The sequence below is a fragment of the Cutibacterium sp. genome, assembly GCF_030525615.1.
Taxonomy (GTDB): Bacteria; Actinomycetota; Actinomycetes; order Propionibacteriales; family Propionibacteriaceae; genus Cutibacterium.
Genome location: NZ_JAUNEJ010000001.1, coordinates 708,311 through 730,875, shown reverse-complemented (window position 1 = coordinate 730,875; position 22,565 = coordinate 708,311). Strand labels below are relative to the sequence as shown.

Genomic DNA, 22,565 nt, shown 5'->3' with positions numbered 1-22,565 from the left:
AGGAGGTCTGTGGTGGGTGCGACCGATGAGCAAGGGCCAATTCTCGTCGTGGATGACGACCCGGCCTTGGCCGAGATGCTTCAGCTCGTCCTTGCTAAAGAGGGATTCTCGACTGTATGGGTTGGCGACGGCAATGACGTCATGAACATCTTCCGACAGTGCAAACCTGCACTTGTTCTGCTCGACCTCATGCTTCCAGGACGTGATGGCATCCATGTCTGTCACGACATTCGACGTGAGTCCGGGATCCCGATCATCATGCTGACAGCACGCTCTGACACCACTGACGTCGTTCATGGGTTGGGAGCAGGTGCCGACGATTACGTCTCAAAGCCTTTTCGCTCTGCTGAACTTGTTGCCCGTATTCGTGCCCGTCTGCGTACTCCGCAACGCGATGAGGGCGGAATTATCAGCGTCGGGGACCTGACTATCGACCCAGCGGCCCATGTCGTGCAGCGCGGTGGGGAAGAGATTTCCTTGACGCCGCTGGAATATTCCCTGCTTGTGACGATGGCTCAGCATCCCAACAGGGTTTTCAGCCGAGAAACCCTGCTTCGAGACGTCTGGGGATACACAAGTAATGCTGACACCCGTTTGGTGAATGTTCACGTGCAGCGGCTGCGCTCAAAGGTGGAGATAAACGCTGATTGCCCGCGCATGATCGTGACCGTGCGTGGGGTCGGATACCGCATTAGTGCCCCCGGGGAGGAGAGCTGATCCCCCGAGTGCGGCGTGCTGGCCGCTGCCCACGCCCTAGTTGGTTAACATCCTGGCTTGCTGGACCACGGCGACTGTGGTGGTCATCACTGCCGTTGCGCATGGTGATTATCACGTTGTCGAGCAGTTTGGTCATTCTTATCGTCGGTGGGTTTTTCCTGATGCGCCAAGCCACCGCAGGAATCGTTGAGGCAAAACGCGCTTCAGCCATTGCGGAGACGACCACGACAATTAACCGTATTCAAGGTCAGCTGCGCGACACCGATCTGAGAACTGCCTCCCTTTACGAGCTTCTCAATCAACTTGCCGACGACGCCGCAGAACAGTCTGGGCAGTATCACGTTCTCATTCAGGGGCCTGTTTCCGGACTCATCTCCCAAGGAGTCTCGCCGGACTCCGTCCCCGCTGAGCTCACCGCGAAGGTAGGGGAGTCCAACGGTATGTGGACTGCGCCGACCACAGTTCATTACACCGATCACCTGCGTCCTGACGCTCCTGCAATCGTCGTCGGCTCCACCCTATGGTCCCCTGGAGCCAGCCAGTCCATTCCGGTCTACCTCATTTTTCCCGAGACCCAGGAGGTTGCTACCGTCGAACTGCTACGCCGCAGCGTCATCAGTGTCGGAGCCCTCATGGCTTTGGCTATTGCGCTTGTAACCTATGTCGCGACGCGTCATTTATCTCAACCTATTCGACAAGCTTCGATCACAGCCTCGAGACTGGCTGGCGGGGCGCTGGATGAGCGGATGGCAGTGCGGGGAACCGATGAGCTCGCGACCCTTGCCAGGTCGATGAATGACATGGCAGCTCAGTTGGATCGGCGAATTGGCGAATTGGAGAGGTTGTCGACGCTGCAACAGCAGTTCGTTTCGGACGTTTCTCACGAGTTACGCACCCCCATGACGACAATGCGGATGGCCGCCGACATGATTGAGGCCGATCCTGACGACCCAGTCCAGGCACGCTCGGTGGAGCTGATGCGAACTCAGATGGAACGCTTCGAGATTCTGCTGGCCGATTTGCTGGAGATCTCCCGGTATGACGCGGGCGCTGCCCAGCTGACGTTGGAGGACTGCAACATTAGCGAGCTCGTGCGTGCCGAGATTACCGACGTGACTCCGCTTGCAGAACGTCTAAGAGTTCCCATCACACTGAGCGCTGAGACAACTCAGACCGCTGAAGTCGATCCACGACGCATTAGCCGGATCATCAGAAACTTGTTGTCGAACGCTGTCGAACATGCCGAGGGAAAACCCGTTGAGGTGACCGTTGTCGGCAACGACTGTGCTGTGGGCGTTGCCGTTCGTGACCATGGAGTCGGGTTCGAGCCATGGCAGGCAGACAAAGTGTTTGGTCGATTCTGGCGTGGAGATCCCTCCCGAGTACGCACCGTGGGAGGTAGTGGTCTTGGCCTGGCTATTGCTCGTCAGGACGCCGAGCTCCACCACGGCTGGTTGACGGCGTGGGGACGTCCCGGCCAAGGAGCCTTTTTCCGACTTGTCCTTCCGAGAGAGGCTGACGGAGTCATCGTCGAATCCCCTCTGCCAGCCGCACCGAGTGATGTCGGCGACACCGAGTCAATGGAGGAGCGATGACATTGCGTCCCACACGCCGCGCGGTGCTGTCGGGGGCCGCCCTCCTGCTAGCAGGGTGCGCCGAGGTGCCATCCACGGGACCGGTCAAGCGTGTTGACAATCCCAATGATTCTGCTGCTCAACGGGAGGGGATTGATGTCGCTCCCGAGCCTCCTGCGGACGGAGCGTCAATTGACCTTGTGGTAGGCGGTTTTCTGCAAGCCATGATGAGCGCCCGCGACGACTATCGCGTCGCCCGTGCCTACCTCACGAAAGACATGGCGGACCGCTGGGATCCCCATGCCGGAGCAACCATCTATGAGGCCACCAACCACAAACCGACGAGCACGGTGGCGACGGCCTCTCTCCAGGCTCCAATCGTTGGGACGATTGATGGCGACGGTCACTATCACCCGGCCCATTCCCAAACCCTGAAACATGACTTCGGCATGGCCCAAGAAGCGGGGCAATGGCGAATATCCCACCCGCCCAAAGGGCTGTTGGTCTCGCAATACACCTTCCAACGCGCGTGGTCGACGATTCCGATCTATTTCTTGGCTGCCGATGTGGACCGTCTGGTTCCCGACATCATTCACCTGCCGAGTTTGGCGGCCACCCCTGACGCAGCACTCAGGGCGATGGCGGCAGGAGTGCCGGAACACGTGAAACCAGCACTTCGAACGGCATTGCCATCAGAAGTGAGAATCCTCGGCACGACCTCAGTTGACGCAGTAGGCGTCGTCACTGTGCCATTGAGCGCGTCGGCTGCTCAGCTCTCGGAGGCTCAGCGTCGGCTGCTGGCCAGCCAAGTCAGCTGGACCCTCAGCGGGTTCGCGGCTATCTCGCGTATCCGATTCACCGCAGGTGGGTCTTTGCTGCCCCTCCCTGAGGCTGCTGAGGACAACACCGTGTCGGCAGATCTCTACGCCGACTTCATACCGCTTCCTACAGCCGTTTCCCCGACCGTTGTGGCTGTCGTCAAGGGCCAGATGGGACGTGTCAACACATCCGGGCAACCCTTTCAGATCATGCCCGGAGCACTGGGTAAGAATGCCCGCCCGAAGACCGGCGTATCAGCTGTTGCCTCGACTCAATTCGCCATGCCCGGTGCCACTGTGAGTGACCCAGGTGGAGTGTGGCGCGCCGTCTCGGCAGATCGACGATCACTGCTGTCATGGCGGGAAGGCAGTGCCCAGACTGATGTCATTGCCACAGGGAAACATCTGCTCCGTCCGCAAATTCTCGTCGATCACAGCGTGATGACATTCTCGACCATCGATCCGACACTCATCGTCGTTGGCCCGGACGGAACCCGGTTGTCGACCGTCGTTGACCTTGGGGGCCGAACAGTGACGTCGTTCAGCGTCTCACCCGACGGCATCCGTGTTGCCCTGGTCCTCACGCACGGGAAGAAGTCTGGACTGGGTATCGGCCTGCTTTCCAGAAAGGATAACGTCGTCCATCTCGGCCACATCGTCGATATGCCGCTGTCCTCATCAGACGCGAATCTGTCAAGGATCACCGACGTCGCCTGGCTTTCTCAAACCCGGTTGTGCCTGCTGGGCAGCGCAATAAAGGCTGGGGTGACGGCACCATATGAGGTGATCGTCGATGGCTCAGGGGCGACCTCTATGGGGCCGCTCAGCGGAACGGATGTGCAATCCGTGGTAGCAGTACCGATGAAAACCGGAACCGAAGCTGTCGTACTCACTGCGGACGGAAAGCTCCTTCGTCACGAGGAGAGATTCCGGTGGCGCCAGATTCTGCAAGGGGCTAGTGCAGTCGCGATGACAGCTTGACTCTTCCGAAAGACCACGATGACGCGCGACACTGGTTCATTGTGAAGTCACTCGATTGCTTGGCCGACTTGCTGCTGGGGGCATGTTGTCCGGGCTGTGGAGAGCCGGGCGTCGGTGTGTGCGCGGCCTGTCGGAGCGCAATTCACCCAACTCCACGGGTCATTACTGATGGCCCGCCTCCTGTCATTGCCTGTATGGGTTATCACGGTCCCGTTCCTGGGATCGTCACAGCTCACAAAGATCGTGGTGCCACATGGTTAGCCGACGAACTGGGCCAATGGCTGGCCTATGGACTTGCTCCGGCGATAGCGGCCGCCCCCGGCCACGTCGACGTCGTTCCGGTGCCCTCATCGGCGAGGGCAGTGCGGCGACGAGGTGCTGACCATGCTGCGGATATGGCGAGATCAGCTCTTCGGGCCTTGGGCGCTGGCAATGCTTCGCTCGCTCAGGTGCTGCATAGAACTCGACGGGTGGCCGATCAGCTTGAAGTCCGTGATGAGGATCGCGGCACCAATCAGAGCGGATCAATGAGGGCTGTGGCAGGAGAGGGAGATGTCATTTTGGTTGACGATGTTCGTACCTCAGGGGCAACGATTGACGAGGCCTGCCGAGCTTTGAACCAAGCGGGCCGAACAGTGCTGTCGGTTGTTGTGCTTGCCGACGCTGCAACCCCAATGAGATGGCCGTGACAGTATCGGGACATGACCATGATGAGTTGACTGGCGTTGAACCTTGCCAAATACCTGTTGTGAGGCCCTGTTATGGGCTAGCGTAAATGCATGGCACGACCGATTGACGCTCTGACCTCCGCCAGGGGGATGGCGAACGGTCGTGCTTTGTGTATCAGCGTCGGAAACACCGATGCGAACCCCACCACAGGAGGTTGTCATGGATGTCATCGTTTCGGGACGGCACTGCCACGTCAGTGACGACGTGCGCACCCAGGTCGAGGACAGGCTCTCCGGGGTCGAGAAATTAAGGGACCGGGTCCAGCGCGCTGAGGTGGTTTTCACTGCCCAGGGCACCAAGGGCCCCAAAGATCAGGCCATGACGTGCGAAATCACACTGCGGGCAAAGGGGCCGGTAGTGCGAGCCGTTGGGCAGGCAGAGGACAAGATGGTTGCTTTTGACATGGCAGCCGACCGACTCCGCACCCAGCTCGTCAAGGCTGCTGATCGTCGTCGCAGTCGCCGTGGACTGCGTGTCTCGCAGGTTCTGGACGTCCCGCCCGAGGAAAGCACCGATGATGCTCCCGAGATTCTTGCCACCAGGAAGATCGCGGGTGACGTGGAAGTTACCGGGGACAGCCCCATCTATGTCAAGGAAAAGGTCTTCCAGGCCGTACCCCTGACTCTTGCCCAGGCTCTCGACGAGATGGAACTGGTCGGACACGACTTCTTCCTCTACCTCGATCAGGAATCCAAGCGACCCAGCGTCGTTTATCGACGTAAGAAGGGTTATAACTATGGCGTGATCCATCTGGATCTCGACAAAGAATGATTTTTGATCGTCACGACGCGACATCGGCGGCGGTGCGGGATTATCCGTACCGCCGCCGAATCGTTGGTCGTAGTGGTCAGAAAAAGGAGGGTTACGACGAGGATCTGCACCCCCCAAGTGGTCATGGCGGAAAACCGTTGTTCTTGGTTTGGCCACAGACCCTCTAGGATAGGGGAGGCGGCTTTACTGGGCCGCTCGTCCGGCATGGGCTTGGACGACACGATGTCTACTCCTTGAAGGACCCTCCCTGTGAACCTCATGGATCGCGTGCTGCACGCCGGTGAAGGCAAGATCATCCGCCGACTCAACCGCATTGTTGGCCAGGTCAACAGCATCGAGGAGGATTACGTCGCCATGAGCGATGACGAGTTGGCGGGCCAGACTGCCGACTTCCGTCAACGTCTCGACAATGGTGAGAGCTTGGATCGGTTGCTCCCAGAGGCTTTCGCAACGGTGCGTGAAGCGTCCCAGCGAGTGCTCGGCAAGCGTCACTTCGATGTGCAGATTATGGGTGGGGCGGCTCTTTACCAGTGCAATATTGCTGAGATGAAGACCGGTGAAGGTAAGACCCTTGTCGGTCTTCTACCTGCCTACCTAGAGGGCTTGCTCGGCAAGGGTGTCCACGTCGTGACCGTCAACGACTACTTGGCTCGAATCCAGTCCGAGCAAATGGGGCGCGTACATCACTTCCTGGGCCTGACGATTTCAGCGATTCTGTCCGACATGGCCCCCATGGAGCGCAAGGAGGCGTACAAGTCTGACATCACCTATGGCACGAATAACGAGTTCGGCTTCGATTACCTGCGCGACAACATGGCCAGCTCGCTGAGTGACTGTGTGCAGCGCGGCCACCACTTCGCCATCGTCGACGAGGTCGACTCGATCCTCATTGACGAGGCTCGTACCCCACTGATTATTTCCGGGCCTGCTGAGGAGAACAAGCAGTGGTACCCGGAATTCGCGAAGATCGTCGCGAAACTTCAACGTGACGTTGACTACGAGGTTGACGAGAAGAAGCGCACCGTCTCCGTCCTCGGACACGGCATTAGTGTGGTGGAGGAACGGCTCGGCATCGAAAACCTCTACGAGTCGGCCAATACTCCGCTTATCGGGTACCTCAACAACGCCATCAAGGCCAAGGAACTCTTCCATCGCGACAAGGACTACGTCATCATTGGCGGCGAGGTCCTCATCGTCGACGAGCACACTGGTCGAACGTTGGCAGGACGGCGTTATAACGAGGGTCTTCACCAAGCTCTCGAAGCCAAGGAACACGTCGAGATCAAGGACGAGTACCAGACCCTCGCAACGATCACGCTGCAGAACTATTTCCGTATGTACGACAAGCTCGCCGGAATGACGGGTACTGCCAAGACCGAGGAGAGTGAGTTCCAAAAGATCTATGGTCTGGGCGTCATCCCGATTCCGACGAACCGGCCTATGATCCGCAGAGACCAGAAAGACCTCATTTACCGTACCGAGGATGCCAAGTTTGACGCCATCATCTCTGACGTTGTTGAGCGACATGAGGCCGGTCAACCGATTCTGATCGGTACCGCATCGGTGGCCAAGTCAGAACTGCTTTCGGATAAGCTGAAACGCGCTGGTGTTCCTCACAAGGTGCTGAATGCCAAGCATCACGAGTCTGAGGCTGCGATCGTCGCTCTGGCTGGCCGTAAGGGAGCTGTGACGGTGTCGACCAATATGGCTGGCCGTGGTACCGACATCATCCTGGGCGGGAACCCAGAATTCCTCACTGAGCTGGACCTTCGTGACAAAGGACTCGATCCGGTGGAGGATGAAGAGGCCTACCGAGCCGCGTGGAAGACCACTCTTGCCCGATACGAGGAGCAGTCCAAAGCCGAGCACGAAGAGGTCGAGAAACTCGGTGGCCTTTACGTCATCGGCTCTGAGCGTCACGAGTCCCGCCGTATCGACAACCAGTTGCGTGGTCGTTCCGGCCGTCAGGGTGACCCGGGCGAGTCCAGGTTCTACCTGTCGTTGCAGGATGAGCTCATGCGGCTGTTTAAGCCAGAGGTCATCGACCGTGCCATGGTGACTCTCAAGATGCCTGAGGATATGCCCATCGAATCGAAGTGGGTATCTCGTCAGATCGAGAGTGCTCAAAAGCAGGTCGAGGCTCAGAACTTCGAAATGCGTAAAAACGTCCTGAAATACGACGATGTCATGAACCGCCAGCGCCACGTCATCTATGGCGATCGGCGCAAGGTTCTTGAGGGAGCTGACGTCGAGGCTGAGCTGCGCGCTACCACTGACCGAGTTGTCGAGGCCGGTGTTCGTAAATACACCGACGGTTATTCCGAGGACTGGGATCTTGAGGCCATGTGGAACGAGATCGGTACCGTCTATCCCGTTGGGCTGGATATCAGTGAGTATGCCGACTGCCAAGATGCCGAGGAGCTTGTTGAGGACTTCAAGGCCGACGCCCAGGAGGCGTACGACCGGCGCGAAGCTGAACTTGGTGAGGCGACAATGCGCCAGCTTGAGCGTGAGGTCTTGCTGACGGTGCTCGATCGCAAGTGGCGCGAACACCTCTACGAAATGGACTACCTGCGTGAAGGCATTGGGTTGCGCGCGATGGCGCAGCGAGACCCCTTGGTTGAGTATCAACGTGAGGGCGGCGACATGTTTAACTCGATGATGGACTCCTTCAAGGAGGAGGTCGTCGGGTTCCTGTTCAACCTCGAAATTGAGACTGGTCCGCAGGTCGGTCTGGTGACTGACGGTGACGGAAAGCCGGTGACGGGCGATTCGGTGCTGCCTCAGCAATACCGTCCGCGTCGATCGCTCAGCTACTCGGCTCCCGACGAACAGGGTGAGGCCACGACGACCTCTGAAGGTGGTGCGCCGAAGAACCCCAAAGCTGAGGGCAACCGTGCCAGTCGTAGGGCTGCGAAGAAGTCCAAGAAGAGCCGGAAGAAGCGGTGATGTGAGTGATTGGTCGGCACTGGTGCGAGAGTGTTGACACCGCCCGGTGCTACGCCATTCCGACGGCCTCCTGTGTGATGCGTTTTGCGCTGAGGAGGGCGGCCACTTTGGGATTGACAACGAGTTCAACGGCGTCGAGGTGCCAGACGTGCTCGTGCTGAACGAGGTTGGTGGCCAATGGTAACCTTCTGCCTCGCAGATCTATCAGGCCGACCCCTTCAACATGATCGTCGTCGAAATTGACGTGGGGCACACCAACAAGGAGCATTCGGCTCCAGCCCGGACCACGGGGCCACCCGCGCATGGTCGCCGCCGCACAAGGGCTGGAAGCTTGCATAAGCTGATACATGGGGCGTCGCCTAGCCATAGTCTCAATGATGATGATGTGAATGGCACGGGTCAGTTTGACAGCTTGTTGATAAGCCTCCGGATTGCTTTCTGTCGCGCTCGGCGCTGGCGCTGCCGAGACGATACGTAATTCATCGGGCCACCAGTCCCGGTCAAGTTCCAGGAAGATGTCTGAATACTGGCGTTGTGCCGAAGGCGTGGCTGATGGGATCGTCGTCATAAGCCCTAGGACAGCGCATGACATGCCTCGGAGGGAAGGGTCGATGAGAAATCTGTGGACAACTCGCGTGAGCGAATTATTCCAGACCCTCGGGTCGCCCGAAACAAGATATGACTTATAAGCTTCCGTTGTGAGCTGAGTACCGGTGCACCAAGGGCTACGCTGACCTAGGAGGGTTCAATTGTCGACGTCCACTATCGTTTTCATCCCGACGAGTGCGAAAAGAGCTCACGAGCTCGTTACTGCGCCCGGCAAACAGGTCACGGCCTTCACCGTTAACAAGGAGCTGCGTTCCATCCTCGACGTTACTGATCCGGAGGAAACCGAACACGCTGCCATGGTCATCGGGTCAGTATGGGGCTTAGCTCATACCGGTCGCCGACTGGTCCTTGTCGCTCATGTCCCTGCCGAGCAAATTACCGATCACGAAGAGGTCGACAATGGCGGAGTGACGTTGACCCGTCTCGAACCCTCCAACGTTACGGCGTGGTTTGCCGATGACGATGATGCTGACTCACGGGTTGCCGCGGCAGCAGTCAAGGGTATGACCATTGACGACGCATGGAATGACGTCACCGTCCAAACTCTCATCGGTGAGCACGAGCTGTCCTGGCATGACATCACCGAGGAGCTTCCGGCGGTCGGCACCGATCCCGAAGGTTTTCCCGGAGTGGAGTGACGTCGACCGCCGTGGCAGGCAAGGGTGATTTCAGTGAGAGACTAACCAATCGTCGCCCGCCTGCTGCTGCATGGTAAAGGCCTGAGTGATATGTGGGCCGGCGGCCTTTTCCAATTTCTTGCCCACCAGCGGCACTGACACAGTGAAGGTGCCAGTGTAAACGACCTCGGTGCCGGTGCCGTCGGGGCGTACGCAGGCACGTCCGTCAGCCTTGGCTGGCATACCTTGAGGAACGATCTGTAGGGTACCTTCTCGCGATCCATCCGAATGAGCAGGCTGCCAGGTCAAGGTTTGCTTGGCAGTGAGGGTGGGGCCGACGAACTTCGCCACCTGGCTGGGAGCCGGCATGGCCACGTCCAGAATCAGCGCGTCGTCAGTGACAACGGGATTGCTGGTGGTGGCTCTCGTGCGGCGGTAGACGTCCTGCCACCATGCTGGATCGCTCATCATGGCGACGACTTGGTCGGGGGTCGCGTCGAAATGGGCCCGTGAATTGATGTCCATATCCCCATGATGCCTGACGATGGCGACACAGTTCACACATAACCTTGCCTGGTGGGTCACGCGGAGCCATCGACCCTTGTAGAGTTCTTCTCGAGGACTACATCGAGGTGGCCTCGCCACCGTGACGAAGGTGATGTGATCGTGTCAGAGACGGACAGAGTCATCCCGGCTCTTGTCGCATCGGTACTCGACCAGCAAGCTGCGGGAGATCATTGCTGCGAAGAAGCGATTCGTCAGGCAATGGAACGGCAGATAGAGCTTGCCGCGAAGCCTGGCCCAGTTCGCGTCGACGTCATCGTTGACCCGCCGTGGTCCGATGGCCAGGTCAACTGTGTGCAAGTCGTCATGGATGATCGCCCTTTCCTCGTGGACACTGTTGTCTCGTGTCTGCTTCGTCATGGGTGGCGAGTTGAGGACGTTCGGCATCCGATTTTTGGTGTCAAACGTAACGCAGAGGGAGTTGTTGAGAGGGTCGAGGCTCCCGGCTGCAAAGGCTTTGAACCGGAATCGTGGATACATATCGATGTCAGGGCACCGCTTGGTGTCGACACCGGTAAGGCTGCCGCTGAGCTCGATGATGATCTTCATCGTTGCCTCCAACAGGTCGTTCGGGCTACCGACGATTGGGCAGCCATGCATGAGGCGATGGTGCGAACAGCTGAGCTGGTGAGTGCCTCCGCCGGACCTGCCGATGACCGCGACTCGACTCATGAGCTCTTGGAATGGCTGGCCGACGACCACTTCATGTATTTGTCTTATGAGGAGTTCCGGGTTGACGGGGACACCATGACTCCGGTTCCGGGTACCCGGCTGGGCATTGCCGACGATGAACCACGATTTGACGCGGTCCCACGCAGCGATGATGAATCCACCATCGTCGTGACCAAGGATTCTGTCCGTTCGACGGTGCGGCGCAACGGATATTGGGACTACGTTGGCGTTCGGATTCGCGATGACCATGGCACTGTGGTGGGCGAACATCGCTTCATTGGTCTGCTGGGGTCCGCAGCCTATACCGAGTCGGTCACGCACATTCCGGTCCTTCGGGCGAAGGCTTCCCGAATCTTGGCCCTGTCGGGGTACCGAGCCAACTCTCACGGCGGCAAGGCCGTTATCCGTACCGTTGCCGAGTTTCCACGTGACGACCTTTTCGAGGCTTCGGCCGAAGAACTCGTGCCACTCATCATGACGATCGTCAACCTACGCGAGAAACAGCGTCTGCACGCATTGGTTCGCCGTGGCCCGTGGGGGCGTTTCTTCCATCTACTTGTGTTTATTCCCGCCGATCGTTTCGACGCCAACACGGTTGGCGTTGTGGAAGGGATCGTCGCGAAACGTACCGGGGCTGTGGACATCGACTCGACCACCATGATGGGCGAGTCCTCCCTAGTCCGGATTACGTTAACGGCCAAGGTTGCTGACGGTGAGGTTCTGCCTCCCATTGACGATGACGAGTTGCAGGCTGAGCTCGCCGACGCCACCTCGAACTGGGATGACGAATTCGTGGCCTTGGCCAGTGGTATTGACAGTAACCGTCGCGGAATCGATTTTGGTCCTGAGTACAAGCAGGAATTCACGGCTAAACAGGGGATGTTGGATCTCGAGCTGCTCAATGGGCTGGCCGATGACGATCTGGGACTGGTGATGTACCGTCCGAATGATCCCGCCGATCCCTCTGATCTGCGCCTCAAGATCTTCAATCAGCACGCACCGATGACGCTGTCCCAGGTCATGCCGCACCTGTCGAGCCTGGGCGTCCAGATCGTCGACGAACATCCTCACCGGATCGTATTACGCGGTCGGGATATCTGGTTGTTCGATCTTGGGCTGCAGACCCCCCGGGGGCCATGGAAGGACTCCGATCGGCAGCGGTTTACCGAGGCATTTGCTGCGTCGTGGCGCGGAGAGTGCGAGTCTGACACTTTCTCCGGTCTCGTGACCGAAGCGGGCTTGTCGTGGCCCCAAGTGGCCATGCTTCGTTGTATCGCCCGGTATTTGCGGCAAGTTGGTAGTCCGTTCTCGCAAACGTACATGGCGAAAGCCCTGCGGGCGAACCCGACTCTGGCTGGCGACCTGGTGAGAATAGTCGAGGCCAAGTTCGATCCCTCGGCATACGATGACGGTGCTGACGCCGGACCCGAGAGGCTGGCCACGGTGGAAGAGCTGTCGCAGACCTTCCTATCTCACCTCGACGAAGTCGCCTCCTTGGACCACGATCGCATTCTGCGCATGATGTATGCCGTTATCAAGGCCATGATCCGTACGAACTGGTGGCAGGATGATCGACGCGCGCTAGCTTTCAAGGTGCGCCCGAGTGTGCTCGACTTCGCCCCGGCGCCTCGTCCTAAGTTTGAGATCTTCGTCGACTCGCCGCGTGTTTCGGGAACTCACTTGCGATTCGGCGCGGTAGCGCGAGGCGGTCTTCGCTGGTCGGACCGGCCGGAGGATTTCCGGACCGAGGTCCTCGGCTTGGTCAAGGCCCAGATGGTCAAGAACTCGGTCATCGTTCCTGCCGGAGCCAAGGGGGGTTTCGTACCCGCTCATCTGCCTGATCCGACGACCGATCGTGCGGGATGGGCTGCGGAAGGCAAGGAGTGCTACCGCATCTTCGTGTCGTCGCTGTTGTCTCTGACCGATAATGTCGTGGAGGGCAAGGTCGTCGCACCTGCCCATGTGGTACGTCACGACGGGGACGATCCCTATCTCGTCGTTGCCGCTGACAAGGGCACGGCGACCTTTTCGGACACGGCGAACGCTATTGCCGCTGAGCACGGGTTCTGGCTCGGTGACGCTTTTGCCTCGGGTGGATCGCATGGTTACGACCACAAGGCCATGGGCATCACAGCTCGCGGCGCATGGGAATCGGTGACTCGTCATCTGGCAGATTTGGGGATTGACCAAGCGGCTGACGACTTCAGTTGTGTCGGGATCGGCGACATGTCCGGTGACGTCTTCGGCAATGGCATGTTGCTGAGCAAGCACATCAAGCTGGTTGCGGCCTTCAACCACCGACACGTCTTCGTTGATCCGAATCCGGACCCCGCAGCCTCGTGGCAGGAACGTCGCCGTCTTTTTGATCTTCCGCGCTCAAGCTGGGGCGATTACAACTCGTCTCTTATTTCTGAGGGCGGTGGTGTCTGGGATCGTACTTTGAAGTCAATCCCGGTGAGCCAACAAATGCGCGAGGTGCTCGGCATTGAGAGCTGCGTTGAAACAATGACACCCGACGATCTCATCTCGGCAATCTTGCGAGCCCCAGTTGACTTGCTATGGAACGGCGGAATCGGAACGTACGTGCGCGCGACGAGTGAGACCGACGCTGAGGTTGGCGATCGCGCCAATGACCCGGTGCGCATTACTGCCAAGGAAGTGAGAGCCAGGGCCGCTGGTGAAGGCGGAAACTTGGGATGGACTCAGGCGGGCCGAATCGAATATGCCCGCAACGGAGGCCGGATTAACACTGATTTCATCGACAACTCTGCTGGCGTCGACACCTCCGACCATGAGGTCAATATCAAGATTTTGCTTGATGCCGAGGTTGCTGCGGGCCGCCTCAGCACCCAGGAGCGCGACGAGATACTGCCGGCCATGGCCGAGGATGTCGCTTCTCTGGTCTTACGTCATAACCGCTCGCAGAACCTTGCGTTGGCCAACGCACTGAGTCCGTCGGGTCCGACTCCCGGAGTCATGGAAGCCTGGATGTGCGAGCTCGAGGAGTCTGGCCATCTCGATCGGGTCGTCGACACCATGCCCTCGACTGCTGAGATGAATCGTCGGATGGCTGCGGGGGAGGGGCTGGCCAGCCCGGAGCTGTGCACTCTGCTGGCATGGACGAAGATCGCGCTGTGTGACGCGGTTCTGGCTACGGACCTTCCGGAGGATCCTTTCGTGGCTGATCGTCTGGTGAGGTATTTCCCTCCGCTGCTGCGTGAGAGGTTCGCTGATGGGATGCCCAGTCACCGTCTACATCGTGAAATCATTACTACCGAGGCCGTTAACCGGTTCGTTGACTCCCAGGGCATTACGGCCTACCACCGCTTGCATATGCAGACCGGGGCTGACATTGCTCAGGTCATCCGTTGTCAGTTGGCGGCTCGGTCGGTTTTCGGACTGGGGAGGGTCGAAACGAACCTCAGCCACCTTGGATTGGACGCCATCCGTATCGCGAAGATCAGGCTTGCGCTGAGAGATCTTGCGATGGTCGCCACGCGATGGTTCCTCAACCACGGTGGTGCGGACGATATCTCCGCGACCATTGAGACATATCGTCCCGGCGTTGAGAAACTTGTTGATAAGCTCTCACGGCTGTTGGGAGACGGCGTCGGCACCTGGCAGGAAAAGCTTGACGAGGTTATGGAGTTGGGGCTGGATCGTTCTGACGCGGCGGTAGTCGCCTCTCATGATTGGGGCCCAGTGTTGTTGAGCGTTGTCGAGATCTCGAATGAGGGTCATCGCCTTGATGAGGTTGCCGAGGCTTACGTGACGCTGGCGCGCAGGGTGGACATGATCCGGTTGACCCGTCTTGTCGAGCAGTTACCTCAGGACCGCCCGACCGATGCTCGGGTGCGGGCAAGTCTGCGAGAAGACCTCCTTCAGGTAATGTCGCAGGCAACGCGAAGGGCCTTGGAACGCGGAACGGACAAGGTTCTAGCGAATGGCGGACGTATTGTTGAAGCGATGACGACAACCCCGGATCTCGCGCACTGTGTCGTGATGGTTAGCGACTTGCGGGCCGCTGTGGGGCAGGAGGCTAAACAATGAGGATCGATCTCCATACCCATTCCACGATTTCAGACGGGACGGACTCCCCGACCCGCCTCATGATGAAAGCTGCCACGAGTGGTCTGGACGTTATTGCTCTGACTGACCACGACACCTTTGATGGGCTGGAGGAGGCTCAGGCAGCTGGGCAACGGTTCGGCGTCCGGCTGCTTCCCGGTCTTGAGATGACGTGTCATATTGGTGACCGCGATGTCCACCTTCTCGGTTACGGGTCGCGTCCTGACGATCCCGCTCTGAGTAAGGAGTTGCAGATCACTCGTGCCTCGCGACTGGGTCGTCTAGACGCCATCTGCCAGAAACTTACTGAGGCCGGAATGGCCTTGACGACGCAGGACGTGCGTGGAGCTGCTGGCTCGGCCTCAAGCTTGGGCAGGCCACACATCGCCGACGCCATGGTGGCCAAGGGATACGTCGAAGATCGCGACGAGGCTTTCCGAGACTGGCTTTCTGACGGTAAACCTGCATATGTGCCGCGGCACAGCGTGGCGCTGGAGGAGGGTATTGACCTGATCCACAACGCCGGCGGCGTCGTCATCCTCGCCCATCCGTGGGGTAGAGGAGCTCAGCAGGTTCTCACCCCTCAAGTCATCGCTTCGTTGTCTGCATATCACCAGCTTGACGGTATTGAGGTGGAACACCAAGACCACGATCAGGTAACCCGGCGAATGCTTTTTGACTTGGGTGGACGGCTCGGATTGGTCCGCACTGGCGCCAGCGATTACCACGGCTCGGGCAAGAAAGGTCACGAACTGGGATGCAATCTCACCCGTGAGACTGCCTACCGGGAGCTTGTGACGAGGATTCAAATGCGCGGTGGAATTCTTCGCGTCCGGTGAGACTGCTACAGTGACCGCTATGACGACTGCACCTGCGAATGCCACCTCATGGTGGCGTCGCTGGGTGCGGCACTGACGATGTAACGGCCGCCCTCACTCGGCGGCGTCCCCTCGTCGCCAAGGAGAGAGCGGCGAGGAAGGATTATCGATGACCGGCGACGTCTCTGAGATCGGTTCGAACGCTGCTACCTTGGCGCGCTCACAGGCTCGCAGCGACAAAGTTGAGGCCGATTTAGCCATTCACCCCGAGAAATGGCGGATTCTCACTGGAGATCGTCCCACCGGAAGTCTGCACATCGGCCACTACTTCGGGTCCCTGGCTAATCGGGTGCGTCTACAAAACAAGGGTATCGAGTCCTATCTTGTCATCGCCGATTACCAGGTCATTTATGACCGTGATGGCGTCGGTGATCTGCAGACCAACGTGATGTCAAACATCGCCGACTATCTTGCTATCGGCATCGACCCGAGCCGTACCACGATATTTACTCACTCGGCTCTGCCAAGCCTCAATCAGCTGCTGCTGCCCTTCCTATCCCTGGTCACCGACGCTGAGCTGCGTCGCAACCCAACTGTCAAAGACGAGTTGGCCACCTCAGACCGCCCGATGTCGGGTCTCATGCTCACCTTTCCAGTACACCAAGCCGCCGACATTCTCTTCTGCAAGGCAAACCTTGTCCCGGTGGGCCGAGATCAATTACCGCACATCGAGCAGACCCGTGTCATCGCCCGACGTTTTGACGAGAGATACGGACGTGCTGACGTCTCCAAGCCGGTCTTTCCCGAGCCTGAAGCCTTGCTGTCGGCGACCCCACACGTGCTTGGTCTGGACGGCACCAAGATGAGCAAGTCAAAAGGCAACACCATCGAGATTGGTATGACCGCCGATCAGACGGCCAAGCTCATTAAAAAGGCCAAGACGGATTCCGAGCGTCACATCACGTGGGACCCGGAGAACCGTCCGGAGGTCTCGAATCTGGTACTGCTGACGGCACTATGCGAGAACGGTGATCCGGCCACCATCGCTGAGGAAGTTGGCGACGGTGGTTCAGGCACCTTGAAAAAGCGGCTCACCGCTTCTCTCAATGACTATTTCGCACCGATTCGTGAACGTCGAGCGGAACTGGCGGCCGATGAAGGCTATCTCCGTGAGGTTCTTCGAGCTGGTAATGCGAAGGCCGCAGTCGTGGCAGATCAAACACTGACAGAAGTGCGCAAAGCTATGCAGATGGTGTACTGACGCTTAGCATTCGCCCAGTGTTGTAACGATTCTCGGAACCTCGTCAGAACGTGATGCTTTCTTGGGCGTTGAGTTCGGGATGGCGCGCCTTGTTACGTTTAACGGCTGGCCACGCGAGGAACATGACCGCAATGTATATCAAGGATGCTGCCAGCACGATTCGGTTCTGAGGATCGAGCACCATGAGAGCCGTGACTCCGACGAGGCTGACGATGCCGAAAATCCCCGTGATCGGGTATCCCGGCATATGAAAACCGGAATCAGCGATCAGACCTTGATTCACTCGTCTGCGCAACCTCAGTTGGCACCAGAAGATCGTCGCCCATGTCCAGATCACGCCCACCGCAGCGGTGTTGATCGATATCTCGAAAGCGCGTTCGGGAACGATGTACTCCAGCCCGACGCCGAGGAGGAAAACGCTTGCAGTCAAAAGGATTCCACCGGCGGGTATCTTGTATCGGTTGAGGGTGCCCGCGAATTTTGGAGCTTCTCCCGCAGCTGCCAATGATTTGAGTACCCGACCCGTCGCGTACAATCCGGAGTTGACCGACGAAAAAGCTGCGGTAATGACGACCACATTCATGGCGTCCCCTATCCACCCCACTCCCATAGCTGAAAAAGCTGTGACAAAGGGGGATTCGTCAGCAGAGTATTCGTTGTATGGCAGCAACATGGCTAGCAAAGCCAAGGACCCTAGGTAGAACACGATGAGCCGGAATACGACCGCGTGGACAGCTTTAGGGATGACCTTGCGAGGATTCTGAGTCTCTCCGGAGGCAGTGCCAACTAACTCGATGGTGGCATAGGCGAAGATGACACCTTGGATGACAAGGATCAACGGCAGGACCCCCTGCGGGGCGAATCCGCCGTCAAAGTTCCAGAGGTTTGACACCGCCGCTCGGTGGCCGCCGACATTGACGTGAGCGGCAACGAGACCAATGGCGACGACAATGAATGCCGTCAAGGCCAACACTTTGAGTAACGCGGCCCAAAACTCAAATTCTCCAAAAGCCTTGACGCTAATGAGGTTGACCGTCACAAGGATGACCAAAGCGATGAGCGAGGGTATCCACATTGGTAGATCGGGCCACCAGAATTGCAGATACGTACCTATGGCGGTCAGCTCGGCGATGCCCGAGGTCATCCAGTTGAGCATGTACATCCAACCGACCGCGTAAGCCCAGCGGTCGCCGAGGAGTTCTCGAGCATAGGACACGAAAGAACCGCTAGAGGGACGATGAATAACCAGCTCACCGAGCGCTCTCATGACAAGGAAAGCGATGAGTGCGCAGAATGCGTACGATATGAGGACTGCCGGCCCGGCGCTGCGTAACCGACTGCCTGCCCCAAGAAAGAGACCGACGCCAATTGCCCCGCCGATCGCCATCATCTGAACCTGGCGATTACTCAAGGTTGCGGCATACCCCTGGTCGCCGCGATCGACGACTCCGTTGGTTGCTGCGCTGGTAGTTTTTTGCTGGTCTCCACACGTTGCTCCGGCGGGGGTTTGCGGAGCATTATCACGTAACCGCTGCGGTGCGTGGGTCATCGACGACCTTCCAGAATGCCTGATTGAGTTGGTATGCGGAACCTTCCAGGACATTGGAAAGGCCACATGTTTCGATCAGTGTAGAAGGTAGTGAGGTCACTTTTAGAGCTTCATCCCCGATCACATCGTGAATCACCAGGCTGCTTGGACGTCAGTTATGCAAGGCATTCCGAGCTCGCCGGTGCTGGGGGCGTGCCGCGCGCTCAGTACTCACGACGTGGTCACTGCCCTTGCGTTGTTCCCGTCGGGTTTCGTGCTTGGTCTCGCGAGGCTGGCGAGTATCTGCAGCAGAGCCTCTAATCACCTTGCCATTGCGGCGTCGAATGCGCTTACGGCGTGGCCTGTCATTGTTCCTGGCACTGGAGTCTTTGCGAGAACGACGACCGTCGCCGTGGTCACCATGGTTGTGGTGGTCCTCATGCTTGCGGTGACGATGGTCGGCGTCAGCTAGAGAACCCTTGGTGCCCTGGGGAATATCGAGGTCGGTGTAGAGGTGAGGGGAGGTCGAATAGGTCTCAACCGGCTCAGGGATACCGAGGTCGAGCGCCTTGTTGATGAGCTTCCAACGGGTGACATCCGCCCAGTCAACGAGGGTGACAGCGACACCTTTGGCCCCGGCGCGTCCGGTACGACCAATGCGATGGATGTAAGTCTTCTCGTCCTCGGGACACTCATGGTTGATGACGTGTGAAACTCCGGTGACGTCTATGCCACGGGCAGCGACATCGGTGGCGACAAGAATGGTGGCATCACCACTGCGGAATCTCTTTAGGGCCTTCTCACGAGCGATCTGGGTGAGGTCTCCATGGATAGCTCGGGCTTTGAAACCACGATCGTCGAGGTCGTCAGCCAGACGCTGACAGGCGCGTTTGGTACGGCAGAAGATGATGACCTTCTCAACGTCGCGAGACTGCAGGACGCGTCCAATGATCTCGATCTTGTCCATGGGGTGAGCTTGATAGACAAACTGCTGGGTGTCCGGAACGGTCGCCTGGGCGTCGGCACCCTCGGCACGCACATGCACCGGGCGGTTGAGCTGGGAACGAGCCAGAGCCATGATTGGCGCCGGCATGGTCGCCGAGAAGAGCATGGTCTGACGGGAAGTCGGGGTACGACCGATAAGGTTCTCGACGTCGGGCAGGAACCCTAGGTCAAGCATCTCGTCAGCCTCGTCGAGCACCACGATACGTACGTGGCTCAGGTCAAGATCCTTGCGCTGAGACAGGTCGAGCAGACGTCCTGGAGTACCGACGACGACGTCGACCCCCCTCTTGAGGGCGTCGACTTGCGGGTCGTAGCCGACTCCGCCGTAAACCGTGAGGACTCGCGCGCCGCGGACGGAGGCGGCAGTCGAGATGTCCTTGGAAACCTGGAGAGCGAGCTCACGGGTAGGGCACATGACAAGAGCCTGCGGCTTGCCCTTATGCTCGAGCTTGCCCCAGTCTTCGTCACCGGGAAGCGTGATGCGCTGCAGGATGGTGATACCAAAGGCGAGGGTCTTACCCGTGCCAGTGCGAGCCTGTCCGATGAGGTCGGTGCCCTGAATCGAAATCGGGATCGACATAGCCTGGATGGGGAACGGGGATACGATTCCCACCCCCTCCAGCGCCTGACAGATATCTTCTCGGACGCCGAGATCGGCGAAGGAGGTGGAAACGGAAACAGTGGTCTCGGTCAGTGTCATGGCCTCTTCGTGCGTGGACCCGTCAAGGCCCGGTGTCATTCTTGAGTCGTTGGTCATTCTTGAGTCGTTATTCGTGACGTCGCCGCAGGAGCAACGGTGTCACGCAGTGTTAAATGTGTTGGTTTACAGTGTGGGTTGTACTTTTTTGTAACGGTGGACATTTCGGTGCCGCAGCCAACACACCACGGGGCATTCTACCTCCAGTGCCGTTGACCCTCTAAAATCTAGGGGCGTGAGCATCGACGACACGAACCCCAATGACTCCAGGGTTGTGACGGTTTTCTGGTCCGTTGTGGCTTCCTGTGCCTTGCATGGATTCTCCGCAACGGTGTCCGCTATGAGTCTGGCTCCCGGTCTGCCAGAACGGTTCCTCCTCGTCGATCGCAGCGCTGAGGTGCAGAAGGTCTTGGCGGAAGCCAGAACCCACCTGACAGATAGCGCAGTTCTGGCAGAGGTGGAACCCCTCATTGGGTCCGTTGAGGAGTACGTGCCCTCTCGATCGTGGTCTCAGGTCTTGTTGCGCGATCACATCATTGTTGAACTCATCGCCGACTTCCTGGATCGGGTCGAGCCAAATCTCGAACCCGAACTCTGTCCGGCTTGTGGATCTTTTGGACCCTGGCTAGGACGCGGCACTGGAAGCCGCGTGCCTTGGGATACTGCGATGCGTCATATCATCGCCGCACAACACAATAAGTCGGCGGAGTCATTGTTCGCGCGCCGTCTCGTCGGAGAGGTACTGTCGGTGGCTCAACGCCTGTTCGCCCGTTATCAAGCACTGACCTCGGCTCTGACGAAGGCTGGCGGGGGAGAGTTCGATGACCTCGATCTTATCAATGAGGTCATGGCCGGTGTCTTGAGTGCCCACGACGAACGCATGATCGATCTTGGCCTTGAGCCGTGAATGATGTAGGACGTCGGTAGGTAAGAGTGGGAGCTTCTGTCATGATCGGAAGCTCCCACAACGTTTAACTGTGTGTGGTGTTTACCTGTGCGTCGGGTCAGAGGGTTCCAAATCCTACCTGACGGCTGTTGGGCTGCCCCAGGTCGAGATAGGCGATTCCACGGGCGGGAACGAGAACTTTGCGGCCCTTGGCATCAGTCAGGGTAAGGACGGCGTCGGGTTCGCGGATACTGTCCCTGAGCTGCTGCTCGATGGCCTGTGCGCTTTCCTGGGCGTCAATGCTGACTTCACGTGCGGTGTTAGTGATGCCGATCTTGATCTCCATAGTGACAAACCTACCGTTAGATCAAGCGTCGCGACGCCACAATGCCACGGTGATGTTGTCGTGGCCGCCGCAGCTATTGGCGTATCTGATAAGTCCGGCGGCGAGACCTTCAGGGTCAGGACGTCCCTGGTCATTGTGTCGCGCTGTGCTCACCAGGTCAGCGATGAGCGCGGTAAAGTCGTCAGGATCGGGAACGTGATTCCACAACCCGTCACTGCATACCAAGAGCCAGCCAGAATGCTGCGGCTGATAAGCCACTACGCGAGGAGCAAGGTCGGTGGCACAGGCACCAACCCATTTGGTGATGGCATGGGCGCCGGGTCCTGCTTCGGCCTCTTCGCGGGGCATCCCCAGATCCATTTGCGCTTGAGCTACGGAATCATCGATAGACAGTCGAATACAGTCGCCGCCGTCAGGGAACCAGTAGGTTCTGGTATCACCGATGTTGCCAACGACAATGCGTTCCGGTGTCGCCACAGCGACGGCAAGAGTGCACGCACCAACGGGAGGTGTTGCATTCACCACTGCCTCGTGAGTCTTCCGGAATGCCCGCTCAAACAAGGCAACGACGTCATTGTCATTGTCCGGCATTCCCTGCCCCATTGTGGCTGTCAGGTAATCACGGGCCGTATGAGACGCGATTCTGGCACATTCCTCAGCACCCTGCGTTGAGGAAACACCGTCAGCGACGACGAGGACGACATGGCGCCCGGAGCTGTCGATACCAAGGGCCGCAGCGTCCTGGTTCGTGTCGTGGTGCAGCCCAATGTGCGATGCGCACGCAAGATCGTCGCGAGCTGCAGCCTCATCGGTGAGGTCCACTCGTGTGATGGCGGAGGTATCGGGCGTCACAATTTTGGCCGCTGACTGATCCGATTCATTCATGAAAGTCCTCAGGCTGGGCGGTTGTCGTCCGCATGGCTCCGACCGGGTGTAGCGCTCGCTGTGGCACGGC

The 22,565-nt window shown here is 58.7% G+C and carries 17 protein-coding genes; 11 read left to right on the top strand and 6 right to left on the bottom strand.

The window, feature by feature from the left end:
* Positions 1–12: 12 nt before the first annotated feature.
* The 6 genes from mtrA to secA all read left to right on the top strand — a co-directional run bounded on the left by mtrA (position 13) and on the right by secA (position 8,539).
* The gene (gene mtrA / locus Q4B98_RS03330; RefSeq protein WP_303195399.1) at positions 13–717 is read left to right on the top strand and encodes an MtrAB system response regulator MtrA; all 705 of its coding nucleotides are present in this window, start codon (positions 13–15) and stop codon (positions 715–717) included.
* Between the two features lie 89 nt (positions 718–806).
* Positions 807–2,312 (top strand): MtrAB system histidine kinase MtrB, encoded by a 1,506-nt coding sequence (gene mtrB, locus Q4B98_RS03325; RefSeq protein WP_303195663.1) that lies wholly within the window; start codon positions 807–809, stop codon positions 2,310–2,312.
* Positions 2,309–4,090, top strand: coding sequence for an LpqB family beta-propeller domain-containing protein (locus tag Q4B98_RS03320; RefSeq protein ID WP_303195397.1), 1,782 nt, complete (start codon positions 2,309–2,311; stop codon positions 4,088–4,090). Before mtrB ends, Q4B98_RS03320 begins: the two co-directional genes overlap by 4 nt.
* Before the next feature lie 194 nt (positions 4,091–4,284).
* Positions 4,285–4,779 carry a ComF family protein gene (locus tag Q4B98_RS03315; RefSeq protein ID WP_303195661.1) on the top strand — a complete coding sequence of 165 codons (495 nt, stop codon included), beginning with the start codon at positions 4,285–4,287 and terminating at the stop codon, positions 4,777–4,779.
* A gap of 172 nt (positions 4,780–4,951) precedes the next feature.
* Positions 4,952–5,590 (top strand): ribosome-associated translation inhibitor RaiA, encoded by a 639-nt coding sequence (raiA, locus tag Q4B98_RS03310; RefSeq protein WP_303195395.1) that lies wholly within the window; start codon positions 4,952–4,954, stop codon positions 5,588–5,590.
* 258 nt (positions 5,591–5,848) lie between these two features.
* Complete coding sequence (gene secA / locus Q4B98_RS03305; RefSeq protein WP_303195659.1) at positions 5,849–8,539, top strand: preprotein translocase subunit SecA; 2,691 nt, start codon at positions 5,849–5,851, stop codon at positions 8,537–8,539.
* A gap of 49 nt (positions 8,540–8,588) precedes the next feature.
* Here the strand turns inward: secA and Q4B98_RS03300 are convergent, their stop codons facing one another.
* Positions 8,589–9,107 carry a hypothetical protein gene (locus Q4B98_RS03300; protein ID WP_368492297.1) on the bottom strand — a complete coding sequence of 173 codons (519 nt, stop codon included), beginning with the start codon at positions 9,105–9,107 and terminating at the stop codon, positions 8,589–8,591.
* A 181-nt stretch (positions 9,108–9,288) separates the two neighbouring features.
* Between Q4B98_RS03300 and Q4B98_RS03295 the strand changes: the two genes are divergently transcribed.
* Complete coding sequence (locus Q4B98_RS03295) at positions 9,289–9,786, top strand: hypothetical protein (protein ID WP_303195392.1); 498 nt, start codon at positions 9,289–9,291, stop codon at positions 9,784–9,786.
* 30 nt (positions 9,787–9,816) lie between these two features.
* Here Q4B98_RS03295 and Q4B98_RS03290 read toward each other — a convergent pair whose 3' ends face one another.
* Positions 9,817–10,290, bottom strand: a complete 474-nt coding sequence (locus Q4B98_RS03290; protein WP_303195391.1) for a DUF2505 domain-containing protein — start codon at positions 10,288–10,290, stop codon at positions 9,817–9,819.
* Positions 10,291–10,338: 48 nt separating this feature from the next.
* On the opposite strand from Q4B98_RS03290, the gene Q4B98_RS03285 reads away from it, so the two are divergent.
* From Q4B98_RS03285 to trpS, 3 genes are all read left to right on the top strand, one after another.
* Positions 10,339–15,051 (top strand): NAD-glutamate dehydrogenase, encoded by a 4,713-nt coding sequence (locus Q4B98_RS03285; RefSeq protein ID WP_303195658.1) that lies wholly within the window; start codon positions 10,339–10,341, stop codon positions 15,049–15,051.
* A complete protein-coding gene (locus tag Q4B98_RS03280) occupies positions 15,048–15,908 on the top strand; it encodes a PHP domain-containing protein (protein ID WP_303195390.1) in 861 nt (286 codons plus the stop codon). Before Q4B98_RS03285 ends, Q4B98_RS03280 begins: the two co-directional genes overlap by 4 nt.
* Positions 15,909–16,056: 148 nt before the next feature.
* Positions 16,057–17,148 (top strand): tryptophan--tRNA ligase, encoded by a 1,092-nt coding sequence (gene trpS / locus Q4B98_RS03275; protein WP_303195388.1) that lies wholly within the window; start codon positions 16,057–16,059, stop codon positions 17,146–17,148.
* A gap of 43 nt (positions 17,149–17,191) precedes the next feature.
* Here trpS and Q4B98_RS03270 read toward each other — a convergent pair whose 3' ends face one another.
* Entirely contained in the window at positions 17,192–18,697 is a 1,506-nt protein-coding gene (locus tag Q4B98_RS03270; RefSeq protein WP_303195386.1) for an amino acid permease, read from the bottom strand.
* Positions 18,698–18,848: 151 nt separating this feature from the next.
* Positions 18,849–20,438 carry a DEAD/DEAH box helicase gene (locus tag Q4B98_RS03265; RefSeq protein WP_303195385.1) on the bottom strand — a complete coding sequence of 530 codons (1,590 nt, stop codon included), beginning with the start codon at positions 20,436–20,438 and terminating at the stop codon, positions 18,849–18,851.
* 280 nt (positions 20,439–20,718) lie between these two features.
* Here Q4B98_RS03265 and Q4B98_RS03260 point away from each other — a divergent pair, with 280 nt between their 5' ends.
* Complete coding sequence (locus Q4B98_RS03260; protein ID WP_303195656.1) at positions 20,719–21,285, top strand: hypothetical protein; 567 nt, start codon at positions 20,719–20,721, stop codon at positions 21,283–21,285.
* A gap of 97 nt (positions 21,286–21,382) precedes the next feature.
* On the opposite strand, the gene Q4B98_RS03255 is transcribed toward Q4B98_RS03260, so the two are convergent.
* Positions 21,383–21,610 (bottom strand): DUF3107 domain-containing protein, encoded by a 228-nt coding sequence (locus Q4B98_RS03255; RefSeq protein WP_303195383.1) that lies wholly within the window; start codon positions 21,608–21,610, stop codon positions 21,383–21,385.
* A 21-nt stretch (positions 21,611–21,631) separates the two neighbouring features.
* Positions 21,632–22,495, bottom strand: a complete 864-nt coding sequence (locus tag Q4B98_RS03250) for a PP2C family serine/threonine-protein phosphatase (protein ID WP_303195381.1) — start codon at positions 22,493–22,495, stop codon at positions 21,632–21,634.
* Between the last annotated feature and the right edge of the window lie 70 nt (positions 22,496–22,565).

Excerpts from the sequence above, each read along its gene's own strand:
- Q4B98_RS03320 (WP_303195397.1), top strand. The coding sequence starts at position 2,309 with ATGACATTGCGTCCCACACGCCGCGCGGTGCTGTCGGGGGCCGCCCTC.
- Q4B98_RS03315 (WP_303195661.1), top strand. The coding sequence starts at position 4,285 with ATGGGTTATCACGGTCCCGTTCCTGGGATCGTCACAGCTCACAAAGAT.
- raiA (WP_303195395.1), top strand. The coding sequence starts at position 4,952 with ATGCGAACCCCACCACAGGAGGTTGTCATGGATGTCATCGTTTCGGGA.
- secA (WP_303195659.1), top strand. The coding sequence starts at position 5,849 with ATGGATCGCGTGCTGCACGCCGGTGAAGGCAAGATCATCCGCCGACTC.
- Q4B98_RS03300 (WP_368492297.1), bottom strand. The coding sequence starts at position 9,107 with ATGACGACGATCCCATCAGCCACGCCTTCGGCACAACGCCAGTATTCA.
- Q4B98_RS03290 (WP_303195391.1), bottom strand. The coding sequence starts at position 10,290 with ATGGACATCAATTCACGGGCCCATTTCGACGCGACCCCCGACCAAGTC.
- Q4B98_RS03280 (WP_303195390.1), top strand. The coding sequence starts at position 15,048 with ATGAGGATCGATCTCCATACCCATTCCACGATTTCAGACGGGACGGAC.
- trpS (WP_303195388.1), top strand. The coding sequence starts at position 16,057 with ATGACCGGCGACGTCTCTGAGATCGGTTCGAACGCTGCTACCTTGGCG.
- Q4B98_RS03270 (WP_303195386.1), bottom strand. The coding sequence starts at position 18,697 with ATGACCCACGCACCGCAGCGGTTACGTGATAATGCTCCGCAAACCCCC.
- Q4B98_RS03265 (WP_303195385.1), bottom strand. The coding sequence starts at position 20,438 with ATGACCAACGACTCAAGAATGACACCGGGCCTTGACGGGTCCACGCAC.
- Q4B98_RS03260 (WP_303195656.1), top strand. The coding sequence starts at position 20,719 with ATGAGTCTGGCTCCCGGTCTGCCAGAACGGTTCCTCCTCGTCGATCGC.
- Q4B98_RS03255 (WP_303195383.1), bottom strand. The coding sequence starts at position 21,610 with ATGGAGATCAAGATCGGCATCACTAACACCGCACGTGAAGTCAGCATT.
- Q4B98_RS03250 (WP_303195381.1), bottom strand. The coding sequence starts at position 22,495 with ATGAATGAATCGGATCAGTCAGCGGCCAAAATTGTGACGCCCGATACC.